Source organism: Bacillus sp. 165 (genome assembly GCF_017742235.1).
In the GTDB taxonomy this organism is placed as follows: domain Bacteria; phylum Bacillota; class Bacilli; order Bacillales; family Bacillaceae_G; genus JAGHKQ01.
Map to the genome: position 1 here is coordinate 1 of NZ_JAGHKQ010000025.1, position 15,202 is coordinate 15,202.

Consider the following 15,202-nt stretch of genomic DNA (forward strand, 5'->3'; position numbering starts at 1 on the left):
CTTGCATGTATTAGGCACGCCGCCAGCGTTCGTCCTGAGCCAGGATCAAACTCTCCATAAAAGTGTTTGACTTGCTCATTTAAAACTTGACGTTTGTTTCTTGTTTTGTTCAGTTTTCAAAGAACTATTGTGTCACTCAAGGCGACTTAATCATCTTATCATCGTCATGTTTTTTTGTCAACGACTTTTTCACTTCTTTTTTATAACTGTTAATATCAATTTCAGAAGCGATGTTATTTATAATAACAATATAAATATACAAAGTCAACCGATTTTACATTTTTTTAGTTTTTAAAAGATAGATTGATAGGCGGACTACACCAAATGTGGATAATAGAAAGACCCTATTAAGTCACTTATGTATTGGCACATTCTGTTAAGCAGTTCGCACACTTTCTTCTATTACAGCTAATGTTATCTGGTATGTTAAACACCCTCCAATCCTAAAGATGGCATTTCTTTATATAGAGTTATAAAACGCGCTCGAGTTGTATATCTAAAGGCTCCTTATCATAAATTCTTTGATTGATCTCTACGGCTACTATACAGCCGGCAGCCTGATAAAAATACTGGGTTTCTTCTGACGGGTGAGTCGCTATGTATAGCTTTTTCGCCCCCATTTGCTTTGCTTTTATACAACATAGCTCAAATAGCTTTTTACCAATGCCACGATTTCTACATTCATTAGACACATGAATATATGGTAATTCTAAATACTCTTTATTACTGCCAAATAATTCACCTTCTACATTTGCAAACCCAACTAAATTAGTACGTATAAACGCTCCTACTACACTCCCTCCTGTTTTCACACAATGTCGCAACGAATGTATGACTAGTTCCTTTTTTTCATCATCCCATTGTTCAGTAAAGTAATCAGCCTTCAGTTTGTATTGCTCGTTGTCCTTAAACCATACCCGTTTTGTCTCCTGATAACGATTGAATGTTTTTAATAACGCAGCATTTAAATCATCTAAGTGCAATTCTCTGTACATTATATTGTTATTTTTCTCCATTATTTTTCCTCATCACATTATAAAATCAACTGCTTCGACTCACAAAATAACGATAATTAGAATTTTATACTTACTATTGCAGCTGAGTTAATATCAATTTCAACACATCGTTCTGTGACATGTTATTAGTCAAGATCCCACGTAAAATATTTCATTTATTATCACACGACCTCCATCTAATATTAACATTATTTCATTTTACAGGTACCCATATTTCAGAGTATAGATTAGGGTTGGAGGAATCTTCACCAGTATACACTTCTAAGTCTGGTGTACCTGCATGCTGATAACCACTTGATGGAAACCATTCTGAAAAAATTTGTTTCCATGCTTTTTGCATAGCATCCGGCATTGGACCGTGGACTTCAAATACAGCCCATTTGGATGCTTGTATCTCAAGTTTCGATAACCCCTCAGGTATGTTCCCTTCATATTCTACAGCTATCCAATAATCCATTAGCTGCTTAGCTTTTGTATCACCGGTTGTGACACATACACCTAGCACACCTTTAATTTGACCATTGTTCAATTTAAATAGCACATTGTCTGTCCCGTTCTCCGTAACTTCCGCCCACATTCTTGGAATACCAATAAGATTTTCTCCATTAACACACGAAAACTCTTTTTTAATTCCTACAACCTGAAAACCATCTCTTTCAACGATTATATATTGCACCGTTCTCCCCCTTTCAAACTCACCGGTATTATGAGACGGCTATAAGATTCATTTTTCCTATGCTCTGCCAATTTTCACTCGGTGTCTACCATACTTATAAAATTCGTTCTAAAGAGCTCTATATCTCCCCCTATTAAACGTCGGCGTCTAATATAGTCAGAAACATATATAGCAGTCAATTTTGTAAATGCACATTGAAAGTAAAATACTAATGCATTAACCTGTTTCGCTATACTATTAATTTAATCTGTCCCTTTTTGCAACACTTCCATTCAGCACCCATCATTCACTCCATTAAACCATCCTAGCAAACTTATTTTATTACGTCCTTCCAACTTGTGCTGTATTGTCGCAGTTAATAGCTTCCATTGAGAATTTCTTGATGAGATTATTTTTTGCCGCTAGGCTCTAATTCTTCCTTATATTACAAAATACCTTTTCTGATGTTTTGGGATAACAGCAACCCTTACATTTTATATTTTTTAAATTTAATACTTTCTTAATAATTTTGTTAGTCATTGATAAGAATTTCAAATTACGATTTAAATGCCTGATAATTATAAGGAGGTACGCTATATGAAAAATTGGAAACAAATTTTAACTATCTGTACAATAACAGGAGCATTTGCTTTAGTCGGATGGGGAACATCCAATGATATGAAAGAAACGGATTCGAAAATGAAGGAATCAAAAATGGAAGAGAAAAAAGACATGGGAAGGAATTCCTCTCCGTTCTTTTCTAGAGAGCATAGGGGTTGAAAAGACAGCAAAATATGTAAAATTTTATTCTAGTGACAGTATTTATACAGATACATTAACAATAGATCAAGCTATGATGGAAGATATTACAATTGCAGTTTTACGTGACGGTAAACCAATTGAGCAAGATTTAGGAGGACCTGTACGGCTAATAGTTCCTAAAATGTACGCATACAAGTCAGTAAAATGGCTGAACCGAATTGAATGTATTGCACAGGATCATACTGGATACTGGGAAGCACGAGGTTATAGTACCAATGCCTGGGTCAAAGCAAAGTAGAACACAATAATATATTTGTGCACATTCGGCTTAGATCAGATATATACTCTACGGTTCTAATAGAATAAATGTATACACTAAAACTGCCAATATATCTTATTGCAGGTAATCTAATATTATACAAGCACCGCATTATCTTATTCTACAAAGCGGTGCTAAATTATACTAAATGTTATATCCTCTCACATAGACATAAGGCAATTCCTTCTTAATATATTTCATTCTCAAGTTACTATCGCTGTACTAAACTGCCCATGATATCTGCATTTGTTTGCTGCAGGTGCTTCGGTATTTCAGTTCGTATGCTCTGTAACCCAAAATAGTACGTGTTCTCTGCATCTTTGTAGTACTCCTGTTGCACTGGTATTTCTTTTTGTTTCAACTTGTGAAGTAGTTCAATAATAAAGTTTTCATCTGTAATTGCATCATATGTAGTTAGATGGAATACCCCCAGTAATTCTTTTTCGATAATAAAGCGTAGTTGTTTGGCTAAAGTAACATCTAACAAACTAGTACGAATTAAATTCCGATATGCTGGTATCGCTTCTTTCTTACTTATCTGTTCTTTTATTTGATTAAACCTAGGCGAACGAGTTCCCCAAACTTGAGGCAAACGGATAATTATGCCTCGATCTTGTAATTCATATTGTATGATGGATTCGCACTGTACTTTGAATTTGCCATACTCAGAAAATGGTATAGGAGTATCCTTTTCAGTATGAAGTTTTGAATCATCCCCATCGAATACATTCGTAGTGGATAAAAAATATAAGCGTGCATCTGTCAATCGTAATAGAGATACTAAATGCTGATGAAATTTCTGCTGCTGTTGAAACTCTCCCCGCAGGGAAGATATTACAATGTCAGGCTGCACTCTTTGAAGAATATGTTCTAATTCTACCTGTTGGTCTACTTTTAATTGGAACTGCTTATCTAATGGAAGCGCAATCGATGATTGATTATATGTTCCGTAAATATCATAATCTCGTGCAAACTCTTCAATTATAGCTCGCCCAATCAGACCGCTTGCTCCTAATATCAGCACCTTTTTCATACAACCATTCTCCTTTTCAGCTCTATTTTCTCCTGCAAATTATTACCCCATTATATAAAATAATATCCGGCTTCTTATGCCGCCTTAAACCCTATTATATTTAGTGAGGTTTTATCCAAAAAGAATTGACAAAAACAGTATTAAACCCTATTTTTAACATGTTGTTATGGCTTGTTGAGGCAAACTCCACATCTGTATATAAATGAACGAGCCCTAATTGTCTTGCTGCTTGAATACGGTGATGTATCAAAGCAGTCTGACATCCCTGACCTCTATATTGTTCAAAAGTATAATCGTTTGCTATGTATCCCGTTTTTTCATCTATGAAAAGAGAGCCTATAGCTGCAGGTTGATCACCAACATATACAATATAATTTTTAAAGTTAGAACAACAATAATAATGTCTTTTTTGTTCAATAACTTCCTTCTGAATTTCCATGCCGTCATTCGATAGACTGATCAAGTTAATAAAATCATCAACATTTGTTTCCGTTACTTGTACAATTTTAAATGCGTGATTTTCTATTGCCCTCTCTAATTATACATCTCTATATAAAAATGCCAGTTGTTCGGAACAAACAAATCCTCTTTCAGATAATACCCTACTAATCTCTCCACTACATTGGTTAGGGAGCAAATCAAAACAAGGAACAATATTTTCGGAAGCATATATATCTAAAATTTGATCAAGCTTATCTAAATCTTTCATTCCAAATCCTTTAATCCCATTATAGTAGATTGAATTCGGAGAGCAAGCGTCCAGCAACAAAGTGCTGAACCCTAGTTTTTTTATTTTGAGGTTCTTCTCACCTGATGAAAGAGTTCGCTTCGAGTTAAAAATTGTTAAAGCAGTTTCAGCCTCCTCTATTGCATTTACTTGCTTCACTAGCTCATTAGTATTGTATGTAGTATTCAAATCTGTTTCCTCCAACCAGTTCGTTCAAAATCTTATAAGTATGCTTTATCTCTAAAGTATTTATTTTATCTCTCTTATAATCTTTAAGTCCCACTCCCTACTTCCCCTCTTTATGGCCATATTCCATTTTTACCATGATAACAATAGTGATTTTTCATTCACTATTCTAAGAAGTACTTCCTTAGTTGGAGCGTCTCCGCTAAACGGTACAGTGTATGTTTAGAATATCCTTTCTTACCATGAAAGAAAGATATAATATAGATTTTCTTCAAAACAAAACATTTTTTCTGTATTTTCTGTTAAAATACAAGTTGTAAGCGATTACTCAAATTTTTTTAGCATAATTTTTATAAAGACAAAGGTATTTCCATTAAAACCATTGGGGGTAAAATTCTTAGATAAAATTCATTATTAGGATATAAGTTTATAAATACAACATGTGTAAGATTCTTAACTAATTAGACTACGTTTTGTAAAGGAGCAGAATATATGAGAGAAACTATACAGAATCAAGAATTTCTTAAGTTTATTGAAGATATAACCACTGTTGTAGAAACTACGGAGAATGATGATAACATTGTTAATGAAGTTGAAAGTTTGCTTGGAAAACTAGTATCCGCAAGCTCATGGCTTCCTATCGATAAACAAACTCCAGAAGAAAATCGATACGCAAGACATTCGTTATATCACGATGCTCTAGATCGCTTTGAAGTCATTGCGTTAGTATGGAATCCTGGACAATCTACTCCGCTGCATGATCATGATGGTACTTGGGGGGTAGAGGGAGTAATTTCTGGAAGAGTAAAAGTCCAAAACTTTTTACAAATCGATACATTATCAGATGATTTAGTTAAATTATATTATACAGGCAGTGTAACATTAGGAGAAAAAAGCACTGGACAGTTACTTCCTCCTGCAGATTGCCATATTCTTACTGCTGAAGGCAATGAAAAAGCTGTAACCATCCATATTTACGGAAAAAAGCTTCAACATTTTAAAGTGTTTGAACCTACCTCAACTAAAGATGTATATAAATCTGAAAATTGTACAATAAGCTACAATTCTTGATTTTGGTACTTAGCAACTCTACTTATTTTTTCTTGATAATAAAAGATGTGCTATGTAACCTTTTTTGACAGACATCGCTATCACTCCCCTAAGTTGTGCTGCATGTACGACTTAGGGAGCATTGCGAATATATGAGTCAGCTTATACACATTTCCTCTTCTTAAGTACATTGGATATTTATGAATAACATAAACATAACTACCCGCCCTTACATTTTCCAATATCACGAAAGATCAATTTGTTATATCAAAATTATAAATTTTTCACCAATATACCCTCTATATCTACACCAGAACTTATACCTACATGCGGAGTAATTCTTCCATCTATGTTGTAACAATCCCATTAATTTCTCCCGTTAGATAGGCAATTAGGTTAGCAACTTCAATCGGTTCTGCAATCCGTTTTATTGATGACTTATCCATAACTTTCTCAAAATAATTGAATATCCCCGAGGGATGTATTTACATTACTGAGACAAATTGCATTGCATGTTATTCCATAGTTCCCCCATTTTGCTGCAATTGTTCTTGTGTAGCCAATCATTGCATGCATGTTTGCTTGCGACGTAGGTAGAGAAGTGAGCATAACCAAATAAACCTTGTATAGATGCAATATTAACAATCCGGAATATTAATCTGATAATTTTAAATATTCTTTACAAATAAACCTAGATATAATATTTTATAATCAAGATTCGTTGACGTTAACGTCAATTAGATAGCTTTATAGGAGGAAGTGAGCGATGCCGGAAAAACAGTATTCCATTAGTGAAATTGCCTCGTTGTATGATATTAGTTCCAAAACAATCCGCTACTATGAAGAAATTGGATTAATTCAATCTGAAGAAAGAAATCTTCCGAATCAACAACGCATTTTTACAGACAGACACGGCCGAAGATTGAAATTAATCCTTCGAGGGAAACGTTTGGGCTTTAGCCTTAACGAAATTAAGGAGATGGTAGATCTTTTTGATAACAACCCAACAGGAAAAATAGAAAAGAAACGGATTCTTGAATACTCAGATCAAAAAAATTACGAGAGATTGACGAAAAAATATCAGAATTACAAACTGCAAAAGCAAAAATTTTAGCATATCGAGAAAAGTTTCTACATAGTTAAATTTACAATAAAAGCCGGGAAACGGATGCTAACCATTCATGGTTTATTGGAACGAAATGCAAGAAAATTTCCGAACAAAGAAGCTTTTATTTCTAAAACTGCATGTTTGACTTATCCTGATATGAACCGTATTGCAAATCAATTGGCAAGATTTCTTAAAGAACAAGGAATCAAACAAAAAGACCATGTTGCTATTCTAATGAACATTTCTTTTATACATATTTTACTATACTCAAATTAGGTGCTATTCCAATGTCCTTAAATGTTCGATTAGCTGCAAATGAATTAGTTCCTATTTTAAAAAATATGGACGCGGTCAGCGTTCTTTTTAAAAGCGATTTCAAAATTGTTATCGATAAAGTAAATGAAATGCTTTCTATGCCGGATATCTATTCAATTGAAGAATCTATTGAATAGGCACAGGCTTTTTCAGGTGATAACTTATATCTTCCTATTGATTCAAGAGATATATGCGAAATTATGTTGACATCAGGAACCACGGGTCTCCCTAAAGGAGTGCTGTTAATTCATGAACAAATAACAGAACATGATTTAAAAGAATATACTTCCCACTTATAAATGTCCTCGTATCTACACTTTTGTGAACGCATTGCCGTACAATGCAAATGGTAAAATTTTAAAACACCTTGTAAAGGAGATGTAAGTCATGACAAACAGTATAACGAATCATAAAAAAATCGACTATACAAAATGGAAAAGTGGAAATGATGCAAATTGGTATACAGATGATCCAATATTAACCCGTTATGCCCAGCGCTATTTATCAGAGATAGTTCTTACCTATGTGGAATCTGCTTTTCAGGAAACAGGAAGGCTTGCTGCAGGTCCAATTGATAAACGTGCTGTACATACTGATAGAGATGGTGCTCCAAAGCTTATCCGATATAACCGTAAAGGTGAAGAAATCAATGAAATTTGGTATAATGAAGGTTATTTACAAACTGTTAAAGATGGTTACGGTACAGGGGTTCTTTCCTATCGCTACGATGCAAACGCTCCTGAAAAAATTCCATTTATGGTAAACTCCATTTTACTGTATATGCTGTGTGAAGCAGAAAATGGTTTTACTTGTCCAGTGGGGCTTTCACAGTCTGTAGCGTTTGTATTAGAAAAATTCGGTTCCGTCGAGCAAAAGCAGGAGTACTTGTCCCGATTAGCTGCAATAGATCCGGATATACACGAACAAGGAGCTACCTTTCTTACTGAAATTCAAGGCGGGTCTGACGTAGGAGCTACGGAAACAAAAGCAATTAAGCAAGGTGATCATTATTTATTGACTGGGGAGAAATGGTTTGCAAGTAATTGTGATGCTGAAATTGCCATCACATTGGCACGTGTTAATGACAAGCCATCGACGCGTGGATTGGGTCTCTTTCTCGTTCCCCGCACACTTCCCGATGGAACACGTAATAATGTAACTATCCGCAGATTAAAAGATAAATTAGGAGTTCGGGCGGTAGCTAGCGGTGAATTAATTTTAAATGAAGCAATCGGTTTTCTTATTGGAGAAGAAGAAAATGGATTCAAATACATGGCTGAAGCATTAAATGTTTCTAGATTAGGCACTTCACTTGCCGGACTTGGAGTTGCAAGAAGAGCATTTTTAGAGGCTGCTATCTATACAAGCCAAAGAAATACGTTTGGAAAGACTATCAATCGCTTTCCAATGGTTCAGGAAACATTGACAAATATGATTACTGAAATTGAAGCCGGGTGGGCTGTTTCCTCACAAATGATTCGTTTGTTCGATAAAGTTCATACCTACGGTAACCATTCAATGGGAGATTATACTTTATTGCGAATTTTACTATCACTGGCAAAATACCGTTGCAGCGAGTTGGGTGTATCTGCAACTAAAGATGCACTTGAGCTTCACGGAGGAAATGGATACATCGAGGAATATGTGACTCCTCGACTGCTTCGGGATGCAATTGTTAATCCTGTCTGGGAAGGAACTGCAAACATCCAATCACTTGAGGTATTAAAAACACTTCAAAAAGGCGGCACAGAACCATTTATGGCAGACCTATTCCAAACGCTTAAAGCCATTGACCATTCAAAACTGTCAAATATAAAAGCACAGTTAATGAATGAGGTTAATCGTGTAGAAGAACTCATTGAACACGTCTTAAAACAAGATCCAATCCAACAAAGTGCTCTTGCCAAAAAGCTTGCTGATTTCATGTACGATGTTTATGCTGGTGTTCATCTTCTTGAGGAAGCACAGTATGATATCAAGAAAACAGGAAACCGGAGAATGGCCTTAGCTGCAGAACACTGGATACATTTGCGATTTAACCATTCTCCTGATCGCGGGATTCTTTCAAACAGCCGAATCACTAATGAAATTTATGAAACACTTGTTTGTTTTGGACGAAAATAATTTTTCAATGAGGCAAATTTATAAATTTAACTCATAAAAACACCACCTTGTTTTATTCTGCAAGGTGGTGCTCTATAATATAATTTACTCGGCTTCCAACTTCCTTAATCAAACTTCTTTTCTTAAACATCTCTCCAAAAATCGTAAGGCATATTTTTCAATTTTAATGCGATTATGAGAAAACAAGACCTTATAACAGATTACTTAAATTTCAATCTAACCAGAGATTAATTGTTAATATATTCCATATTTTCTGTTTTCATCAGTTCTTAAGTCAAATATTATCTAAGCAAAACTCGATAATACCGTTTTAATACGACTATCCACTACTTCATAGTAAATTTCTAATCCTTTTCGAGTACCAGAGATAATTCTAGCAACTTTTAGTTTAGATAAATGCTGACTAATGGTACTTTGAGGCAATTGCAATTCTTCATACATTGTTGTTACATTGGTAGGACCTTTTGTAAGCAGTATTTCTACTAGGCTTAAACGAACGGGATGCGCTAATACTTTTAATACTTCAGCGATATCTTCATATTTTTCTATTCTTTCTACCATTTTTACACCTTCTTTTTATATACAGAATAAAGCATATCTTAATATAAGATTCGTAGGAATATACGATTTTGTGTGGGTTGTTTTTAAAAAAAATTGGATTTATAGAATATTTTTTTGAAATTATAACATTTATGAAAAAATCTTTGATTATCAGCCAGAAGTATTCTAATAATCGTTGAAAGAACTTAACATGTGTTCCACTTCTTGTGTAACATTTTCTATTATATTTATTGAACTATAAAGCCCCTCTGCCTCATCTGATAATGTTTCAAAACTCATTAGTATACGTTCTTGAAATCGTGGAGGAGTATTTTCAAAATTAGAAGCTAACTGTACAGCACCTTTTTCATTTATAAAATAACATTTGTTTAAAGCAAACAGCACCTGTGTTAAACATGAAACGCTCCGAAAAAGACACCCTGAAATATATGATATGTCAAAAATCGGAATCCCTTTTTTTGCATTTTCCAAGGAGAATCTAGCTTCCCATAAAAACTTAGCTATAACAGCTTCTTGTAAAAGCAAAGGATACGGGACTGTTTTAGATTTTAGCTTTTCAATTTTATAATTAGGGTCCCACAATACTTTACAAAGAGCTACCTCTCCAAGATAGATGTAATTCAGAAAACCGTGTGGATGTCCTGGCTGATACTCTAGAGTAACTTGCCCAGATATACACTCTTCCATTACGGTAGATACTTTTTCTAAATCTCTATAAAGAAAATCTACTGAGGTATTCTTTACTTTAAGCCAACCGCCACCATTAACCCATGGTCCCCAACCTCCAATTGGAGTAACTAAATTTCTCCTATGTAAATCATCGAGCTCTAAGGCTACTTTTCTTAAGCAATTAATATCAAACTTTTCACTGGAACTGTAATATATTCCTATATCAATATCAGATTTTGGTGTATGGGTTCCTTTTGCCCTTGATCCCCCAAGCACAATAGCTTCTACTCCTGGCACTTCTTTTACCCGTTGTACAATATCGCGAATAATTACCTGTATCTCCATTCCTTTTTTCGTCCTTTCATTTATATCCTTTCTACAAATTAGACAAATTCACCATTTTATCTATACATTTCTGCAGTAGACAATGTATATTTGCTTAGTAGTACTGTTTCTATTTTTTATATAATAACTAAATAACGTAATCCTAATTGAGATTGATAGCATATTCTAAAGATAAATTATTTTTCATGCTTATATGCAGCTGAACATCGAGCTGTATGGCAATATAAAATAAGACAAACAACATAACAAAAAGGCTTCATAGAAAGCGAAGCCTTTTTGTTAACAGAATTCATGTCCTTTTAACACCTTAGTATACGTTAGGTATGCTAGCTTATTTTACTTTCTTCTAGAGCATGTTGCCAGCTTGGATAATAATACAAAGCACTCCGCATTAAATCGGGATAAACTTGCTTTACCTCTTTTTTACGCAGAGATTTACCTTCGTTATGTAACCTCTGGATCTGAGTAATGACTTCCTTTGATGTTAATGTAACATCCATTCTTCATTCCTCCCTTTCCGAGTTATCCTTATTATCCTTCCCATTAGAGAGCGATTTAAAACTGTAAAAAGGATTTTATTGCCCACTTTTCTAACTCTCTTTGATTGAAAGTTAGATTTATAACTATATCAAAGCAAGTTATATGTTAACGAAGAGACGTAAGAATCATGTACATCCCATTACTTAGCTTTACAACATCTCCAGCTACAGCAAGAGTAACTTCACGCATCAATACCTCTTGCTCCTGTTTGTCTTTAGCTCAAATCAGTAACGAATTTCCTGCATGTATCATCTTTTCATCATGTTCTTGTGTTGCAATAATAGCGTATATATTAAGATCGCTCATGTCGATTCTCCCATCTCTTTAAAAATATGTGAGATTTGTTCAAGCTTTCTAATACTGGTGTATGACGAGCGACTTCAATCATTTTTTTTATATCGCCAAATAGAGGAACAATAAAAAAGACAATTCGTCCATCTTCATAATTTTTTCGTGTAAAATGATATCGTTTGATTCCAAGGCTTCTCGTGATTTCAAACAAAATAGCTTGCCGCTGTCCATAATTATCTAGTGCAATGCGATAATGTTGCTCTTTCGGGAATATAACAACAGCGAGACCTTCTTGCAGAATCATTTCTTGTCCACGCTCAACCCCTACTTTATTAGAAATAAATATATCATCTACATAAAGCTCGTTGTTTTGAATGGTAACTTTGCCTTCTTTTACTTCTGCTATATCCGCAATAATTTGACCTTTAGCAAATAGGGTGAGCCCCCAATATACAAGCAAAGCACTTATGACTCCACAGGTTATGCGAATGATAAAATCTTGAGAGTGCATGAGTTGCATCACGATTCCAATAGTAAGTGCTACAAATAATGAAATGTAATTCCGCGCTTCAAATGTTTTAGCAATACCATCAATGTAAGCATTTCCGCGTTTAGTATACTCTGTTTCTTCCAACAACTGAAGGCTGGCTTGCTCTTGTCTTCTCACATTTTGAAACTGTGTTAAAGCCAAAGTAAAAAAAGTAACAGCCGTAAAATTATTTGTCATTAATGCAGGGATAGATACGGCTCCTAAGGTTGCTGAAATAAACCCCAGAACAGCTTGTCCTAAATATCCGTTTGGATAGGAAGGGTATTGTCTGTAATCTTCTCGAAGTGTCGCAAGACGTGCGAAAGTTCCCCCAATCACCGCGACAATAATTAAATGCAAATTTGGTACAGAGAGGATTTGCGTTTTCATACCAGCATCACCCTTAATAGTCTATTTTATAAACTATATATTATCCAATTAAAGGAAAAATATATAAAATTGATGATACCTTTAATTAAGATCATGTAAGTAACAAATGTTTTTTAAACATGACGAATGATACGATTATATTCAAATTTATATGAATGATGAAAGCAACTTCATCCTCTAAATGTATTGAAAGATTAAACAAACTTTATATAGAACGCATTATTTCCTTCTATTATTTAAAGAGATAGAGCCTTGCTGGTAAATCAGCAAGGCTCTATCTCTTATAACATTCTCAATATGAAGTTTTACTATTTTGTCTTTTTTGCTTGAAACACATTCGCTACCAGGTGTTGTTGATACAAGCGAGTAATAACTTTGTTTGCTTGCTCTGTTTTTTTTTGTTCTATTTTGGCCTTCTGTTCCAAACTGAATTTTTCATAGGTAGTCAATCGTCTCATTTTTATCTTCTCCTTTTATATAAAGTTAGCAATCTCCAAATCAGATTAATTGGAAATCTACCCTTTATTCATAAGGAGAAGTATTGTAAAGCATAAAAACACTTCCTCTCTTCAGACGCTTACGAGGTTAGCTGTCGGACTTGGGATGAGAGTTATCCCTACCTTAAAAGGATTCGCCCCTAGCGGCTTTTAACCGCTCATTTGGTTCCCCCGCTCCTATTTTAGGATTCAGCAAAAGGTTTTATGAGTTTTACCCTAACATACTTTGGAAAACATTGCAAATTTTCTTTACAATTCTAACTTCTTTAATTTGGATATACACCCAATATGAACAGTCATATTTTATCTTTATACTACTTATACAACTTTATCCATACCTTATTTTCTATTATCCATACAAACTATATGAATAGAAACTTCAAGTTATTTTCCTGCATACACTTTAGGGCAGTCGTTTCCAGTTGGCTCATAGAAACAATGGTTCTTATATCGTCCGGCATGCGGTTGGTCCCACCATGTAGCAGGGCAACCCCCAGTTGGACGAAAAAACCAAAGAGAATATACTCCAGGCCATATTCTAGCATAATCTAAACACTTTTTTGCAAGTGCTTTCTCACTTTCTCTTGCTCGTTGATAAAAGTATCCTTTCATAGTTGCTTCAAATCCGCCTGGTCGTTGATATACCATTTGAGAAATATTTGTCACTTGTTTAAAGTCCAAACAATCACACATAACCCGGTTTACACCAACTGTCCCTACGGCCAACATTCCTTGTTGTCCTTCCCCTTCTGCTTCTGCTCGCATTAGACGGGCTAATAAGTCTACATCGCTTTCTGTATATGCAATTCTCATTTTATCCCTCCATTCTCTTCATAACTATATGTAGGAGGAATTAAAAGGCAACCATTGTTTATGAATAAATTAGAATGAAATACTAAAATAGCAGTATTATATGAAATTTAAAAAGGAGAACACAGCAGCACTATCGCTTCCATGTTCTCCTTTTTGTGTAATACCATTCTAACTAGCATGCATTTCATTTCTTGCATTTTTCTGCTTACGCACTTTGATATTACCTGTAAAATGATTATGCAGCTTTGTAGTTTCAAATTCGGCCACAACATTAAATAATAAACTACAACAATAAGAACAGCTACCAATTTTAATGGAACTTTATTCTTGTACTTTTCTAAGGGGCACGTTTTTCCTTTTTATATAAAAATAAACACACACTGCTTAATAAACAAATTGTTGAAAGAGCTTGTTCAGTTTTAGCTATACAGCACAATATCCTAACCAGATGGACATGTTCCACAATTGATTTCTATCTATTTTTAAAAAGCTAATCCCATTATTACTTGTACCAAGTTCTTCATCAATAAATTTGTAACGATACTAAAAAGAGATGCAGGAGTTTGCTCCTACATCTCTTTTCGAATCATATCGGCAATTTCTAATAATTCTTCTTTACGGATTCTTATTTTACCAAACGGTGCCTTATCACCGTTATATTGTATGATTTCAACATCATCTTCCACAATATCAGCTTTTGTATGTTTGTTTACTTGAAACATAACCATCCTCCTTCTCTTGCTAGCTTACTTAATGTTTTTTTCATACTACGGATACAAATCCAATCTTGCTGTATTTTGTGCCTTCTAACATAAAAAATTTTGATTAATATTAAAGCCTATTTTTTAACAACTCTGTATCCTGAGACACTAGAGCAAAGCTTTAATAGCGGCACAATAGAGCTATTTTCTTTTATGTATGAAGCATTGTATATTTGTTAGAATATACAATGCCAACAAATTCTATATTGCTAAGATGTGCAAAATCGTTTGTTTTATGCCATTATTTATTATTATTAAACAAATAATGTATAGAGCTGTGCGAAAGGATGTAAGGCTAACTTATTTTATATCATTATCGGGACTATGAATAATAGTAGCAACAAACATTTCTTTCGATTACAACACAAAAAAACCAGTCAAATCGACTGGTTTTTACTTGCCTAGCGACGTCCTACTCTCACAGGGACAAGGTCCCAACTACCATCGGCGCTGAAGAGCTTAACTTCCGTGTTCGGAATGGGAACGGGTGTGACCTCTTCGCCATCATCAC

General features: G+C 34.5%; 21 protein-coding genes, 2 rRNA genes and 1 riboswitch. Of the genes, 8 read left to right on the forward strand and 15 right to left on the reverse strand.

Annotated elements, in window-relative coordinates:
• From J7Q84_RS17770 to J7Q84_RS17780, 3 genes are all read right to left on the reverse strand, one after another.
• Positions 1 to 61: ribosomal RNA gene (locus tag J7Q84_RS17770) — 16S ribosomal RNA — on the reverse strand; the annotation flags it as partial.
• A gap of 409 nt (positions 62 to 470) precedes the next feature.
• Positions 471 to 1,016, reverse strand: a complete 546-nt coding sequence (locus J7Q84_RS17775) for a GNAT family N-acetyltransferase (protein ID WP_209096518.1) — start codon at positions 1,014 to 1,016, stop codon at positions 471 to 473.
• Positions 1,017 to 1,209: 193 nt separating this feature from the next.
• On the reverse strand, positions 1,210 to 1,692 hold the full coding sequence (locus J7Q84_RS17780) for a GyrI-like domain-containing protein (protein WP_209096525.1): 483 nt from the start codon (positions 1,690 to 1,692) through the stop codon (positions 1,210 to 1,212).
• Positions 1,693 to 2,268: 576 nt separating this feature from the next.
• Between J7Q84_RS17780 and J7Q84_RS17785 the strand changes: the two genes are divergently transcribed.
• Together J7Q84_RS17785 and J7Q84_RS17790 are read left to right on the forward strand one after the other, a co-directional pair.
• Complete coding sequence (locus J7Q84_RS17785; protein ID WP_209096527.1) at positions 2,269 to 2,451, forward strand: hypothetical protein; 183 nt, start codon at positions 2,269 to 2,271, stop codon at positions 2,449 to 2,451.
• Complete coding sequence (locus tag J7Q84_RS17790; RefSeq protein WP_348519877.1) at positions 2,441 to 2,731, forward strand: molybdopterin-dependent oxidoreductase; 291 nt, start codon at positions 2,441 to 2,443, stop codon at positions 2,729 to 2,731. The genes J7Q84_RS17785 and J7Q84_RS17790 overlap by 11 nt, the downstream gene beginning before the upstream one ends.
• 232 nt (positions 2,732 to 2,963) lie before the next feature.
• On the opposite strand, the gene J7Q84_RS17795 is transcribed toward J7Q84_RS17790, so the two are convergent.
• From J7Q84_RS17795 to J7Q84_RS17805, 3 genes are all read right to left on the reverse strand, one after another.
• Positions 2,964 to 3,785, reverse strand: a complete 822-nt coding sequence (locus tag J7Q84_RS17795) for a sugar nucleotide-binding protein (protein ID WP_209096529.1) — start codon at positions 3,783 to 3,785, stop codon at positions 2,964 to 2,966.
• Positions 3,786 to 3,885: 100 nt separating this feature from the next.
• Positions 3,886 to 4,224, reverse strand: a complete 339-nt coding sequence (locus J7Q84_RS17800; RefSeq protein WP_209096530.1) for a GNAT family N-acetyltransferase — start codon at positions 4,222 to 4,224, stop codon at positions 3,886 to 3,888.
• 99 nt (positions 4,225 to 4,323) lie between these two features.
• Positions 4,324 to 4,701 carry a hypothetical protein gene (locus J7Q84_RS17805; RefSeq protein WP_209096531.1) on the reverse strand — a complete coding sequence of 126 codons (378 nt, stop codon included), beginning with the start codon at positions 4,699 to 4,701 and terminating at the stop codon, positions 4,324 to 4,326.
• Between the two features lie 489 nt (positions 4,702 to 5,190).
• Between J7Q84_RS17805 and J7Q84_RS17810 the strand changes: the two genes are divergently transcribed.
• Complete coding sequence (locus tag J7Q84_RS17810) at positions 5,191 to 5,769, forward strand: cysteine dioxygenase family protein (RefSeq protein WP_209096532.1); 579 nt, start codon at positions 5,191 to 5,193, stop codon at positions 5,767 to 5,769.
• A 469-nt stretch (positions 5,770 to 6,238) separates the two neighbouring features.
• On the opposite strand, the gene J7Q84_RS18780 is transcribed toward J7Q84_RS17810, so the two are convergent.
• Entirely contained in the window at positions 6,239 to 6,424 is a 186-nt protein-coding gene (locus J7Q84_RS18780; protein ID WP_209096558.1) for an SDR family NAD(P)-dependent oxidoreductase, read from the reverse strand.
• A 90-nt stretch (positions 6,425 to 6,514) separates the two neighbouring features.
• Here J7Q84_RS18780 and J7Q84_RS17820 point away from each other — a divergent pair, with 90 nt between their 5' ends.
• The 5 genes from J7Q84_RS17820 (at position 6,515) to J7Q84_RS17840 (ending at position 9,295) form a co-directional block, all read left to right on the forward strand.
• Positions 6,515 to 6,862 carry a MerR family transcriptional regulator gene (locus J7Q84_RS17820; protein ID WP_247739350.1) on the forward strand — a complete coding sequence of 116 codons (348 nt, stop codon included), beginning with the start codon at positions 6,515 to 6,517 and terminating at the stop codon, positions 6,860 to 6,862.
• Between the two features lie 54 nt (positions 6,863 to 6,916).
• A complete protein-coding gene (locus J7Q84_RS18785; RefSeq protein ID WP_209096533.1) occupies positions 6,917 to 7,132 on the forward strand; it encodes an AMP-binding protein in 216 nt (71 codons plus the stop codon).
• Positions 7,133 to 7,143: 11 nt separating this feature from the next.
• On the forward strand, positions 7,144 to 7,308 hold the full coding sequence (locus J7Q84_RS17830; protein ID WP_209096535.1) for a hypothetical protein: 165 nt from the start codon (positions 7,144 to 7,146) through the stop codon (positions 7,306 to 7,308).
• A 36-nt stretch (positions 7,309 to 7,344) separates the two neighbouring features.
• Positions 7,345 to 7,470, forward strand: a complete 126-nt coding sequence (locus J7Q84_RS18790) for an AMP-binding protein (RefSeq protein WP_481747564.1) — start codon at positions 7,345 to 7,347, stop codon at positions 7,468 to 7,470.
• Between the two features lie 88 nt (positions 7,471 to 7,558).
• A complete protein-coding gene (locus J7Q84_RS17840; RefSeq protein WP_209096540.1) occupies positions 7,559 to 9,295 on the forward strand; it encodes an acyl-CoA dehydrogenase family protein in 1,737 nt (578 codons plus the stop codon).
• A gap of 285 nt (positions 9,296 to 9,580) precedes the next feature.
• Here J7Q84_RS17840 and J7Q84_RS17845 read toward each other — a convergent pair whose 3' ends face one another.
• The 8 genes from J7Q84_RS17845 to rrf form a co-directional block, all read right to left on the reverse strand.
• Entirely contained in the window at positions 9,581 to 9,856 is a 276-nt protein-coding gene (locus J7Q84_RS17845) for an ArsR/SmtB family transcription factor (RefSeq protein WP_209096542.1), read from the reverse strand.
• 165 nt (positions 9,857 to 10,021) lie between these two features.
• Positions 10,022 to 10,870: a nucleotidyltransferase domain-containing protein gene (locus J7Q84_RS17850; protein WP_209096544.1), complete on the reverse strand. Its 849-nt coding sequence runs from the start codon at positions 10,868 to 10,870 to the stop codon at positions 10,022 to 10,024.
• A 326-nt stretch (positions 10,871 to 11,196) separates the two neighbouring features.
• The gene (locus J7Q84_RS17855; protein ID WP_209096546.1) at positions 11,197 to 11,370 is read right to left on the reverse strand and encodes a hypothetical protein; all 174 of its coding nucleotides are present in this window, start codon (positions 11,368 to 11,370) and stop codon (positions 11,197 to 11,199) included.
• A gap of 332 nt (positions 11,371 to 11,702) precedes the next feature.
• A complete protein-coding gene (locus J7Q84_RS17860) occupies positions 11,703 to 12,620 on the reverse strand; it encodes a YIEGIA domain-containing protein (protein WP_209096548.1) in 918 nt (305 codons plus the stop codon).
• A gap of 308 nt (positions 12,621 to 12,928) precedes the next feature.
• Positions 12,929 to 13,078, reverse strand: coding sequence for a C2 domain-containing protein (locus tag J7Q84_RS17865; RefSeq protein WP_209096550.1), 150 nt, complete (start codon positions 13,076 to 13,078; stop codon positions 12,929 to 12,931).
• A gap of 100 nt (positions 13,079 to 13,178) precedes the next feature.
• Positions 13,179 to 13,322: riboswitch (cyclic di-AMP (ydaO/yuaA leader) on the reverse strand.
• A 179-nt stretch (positions 13,323 to 13,501) separates the two neighbouring features.
• Positions 13,502 to 13,930, reverse strand: coding sequence for a cell wall hydrolase (locus J7Q84_RS17870; protein WP_209096552.1), 429 nt, complete (start codon positions 13,928 to 13,930; stop codon positions 13,502 to 13,504).
• Positions 13,931 to 14,499: 569 nt separating this feature from the next.
• Complete coding sequence (locus tag J7Q84_RS17875; RefSeq protein ID WP_209096554.1) at positions 14,500 to 14,652, reverse strand: hypothetical protein; 153 nt, start codon at positions 14,650 to 14,652, stop codon at positions 14,500 to 14,502.
• A 438-nt stretch (positions 14,653 to 15,090) separates the two neighbouring features.
• Positions 15,091 to 15,202 (reverse strand): 5S ribosomal RNA (rrf, locus tag J7Q84_RS17880); the annotation flags it as partial.

Coding starts and splice junctions, on each gene's coding strand:
- J7Q84_RS17775 (WP_209096518.1), bottom strand. CDS start 1,016: ATGGAGAAAAATAACAATATAATGTACAGAGAATTGCACTTAGATGAT.
- J7Q84_RS17785 (WP_209096527.1), top strand. CDS start 2,269: ATGAAAAATTGGAAACAAATTTTAACTATCTGTACAATAACAGGAGCA.
- J7Q84_RS17795 (WP_209096529.1), bottom strand. CDS start 3,785: ATGAAAAAGGTGCTGATATTAGGAGCAAGCGGTCTGATTGGGCGAGCT.
- J7Q84_RS17800 (WP_209096530.1), bottom strand. CDS start 4,224: ATGGAAATTCAGAAGGAAGTTATTGAACAAAAAAGACATTATTATTGT.
- J7Q84_RS17810 (WP_209096532.1), top strand. CDS start 5,191: ATGAGAGAAACTATACAGAATCAAGAATTTCTTAAGTTTATTGAAGAT.
- J7Q84_RS17820 (WP_247739350.1), top strand. CDS start 6,515: ATGCCGGAAAAACAGTATTCCATTAGTGAAATTGCCTCGTTGTATGAT.
- J7Q84_RS18785 (WP_209096533.1), top strand. CDS start 6,917: ATGCTAACCATTCATGGTTTATTGGAACGAAATGCAAGAAAATTTCCG.
- J7Q84_RS17830 (WP_209096535.1), top strand. CDS start 7,144: ATGTCCTTAAATGTTCGATTAGCTGCAAATGAATTAGTTCCTATTTTA.
- J7Q84_RS17840 (WP_209096540.1), top strand. CDS start 7,559: ATGACAAACAGTATAACGAATCATAAAAAAATCGACTATACAAAATGG.
- J7Q84_RS17845 (WP_209096542.1), bottom strand. CDS start 9,856: ATGGTAGAAAGAATAGAAAAATATGAAGATATCGCTGAAGTATTAAAA.
- J7Q84_RS17850 (WP_209096544.1), bottom strand. CDS start 10,870: ATGGAGATACAGGTAATTATTCGCGATATTGTACAACGGGTAAAAGAA.
- J7Q84_RS17855 (WP_209096546.1), bottom strand. CDS start 11,370: ATGGATGTTACATTAACATCAAAGGAAGTCATTACTCAGATCCAGAGG.
- J7Q84_RS17860 (WP_209096548.1), bottom strand. CDS start 12,620: ATGAAAACGCAAATCCTCTCTGTACCAAATTTGCATTTAATTATTGTC.
- J7Q84_RS17865 (WP_209096550.1), bottom strand. CDS start 13,078: ATGAGACGATTGACTACCTATGAAAAATTCAGTTTGGAACAGAAGGCC.
- J7Q84_RS17870 (WP_209096552.1), bottom strand. CDS start 13,930: ATGAGAATTGCATATACAGAAAGCGATGTAGACTTATTAGCCCGTCTA.
- J7Q84_RS17875 (WP_209096554.1), bottom strand. CDS start 14,652: ATGTTTCAAGTAAACAAACATACAAAAGCTGATATTGTGGAAGATGAT.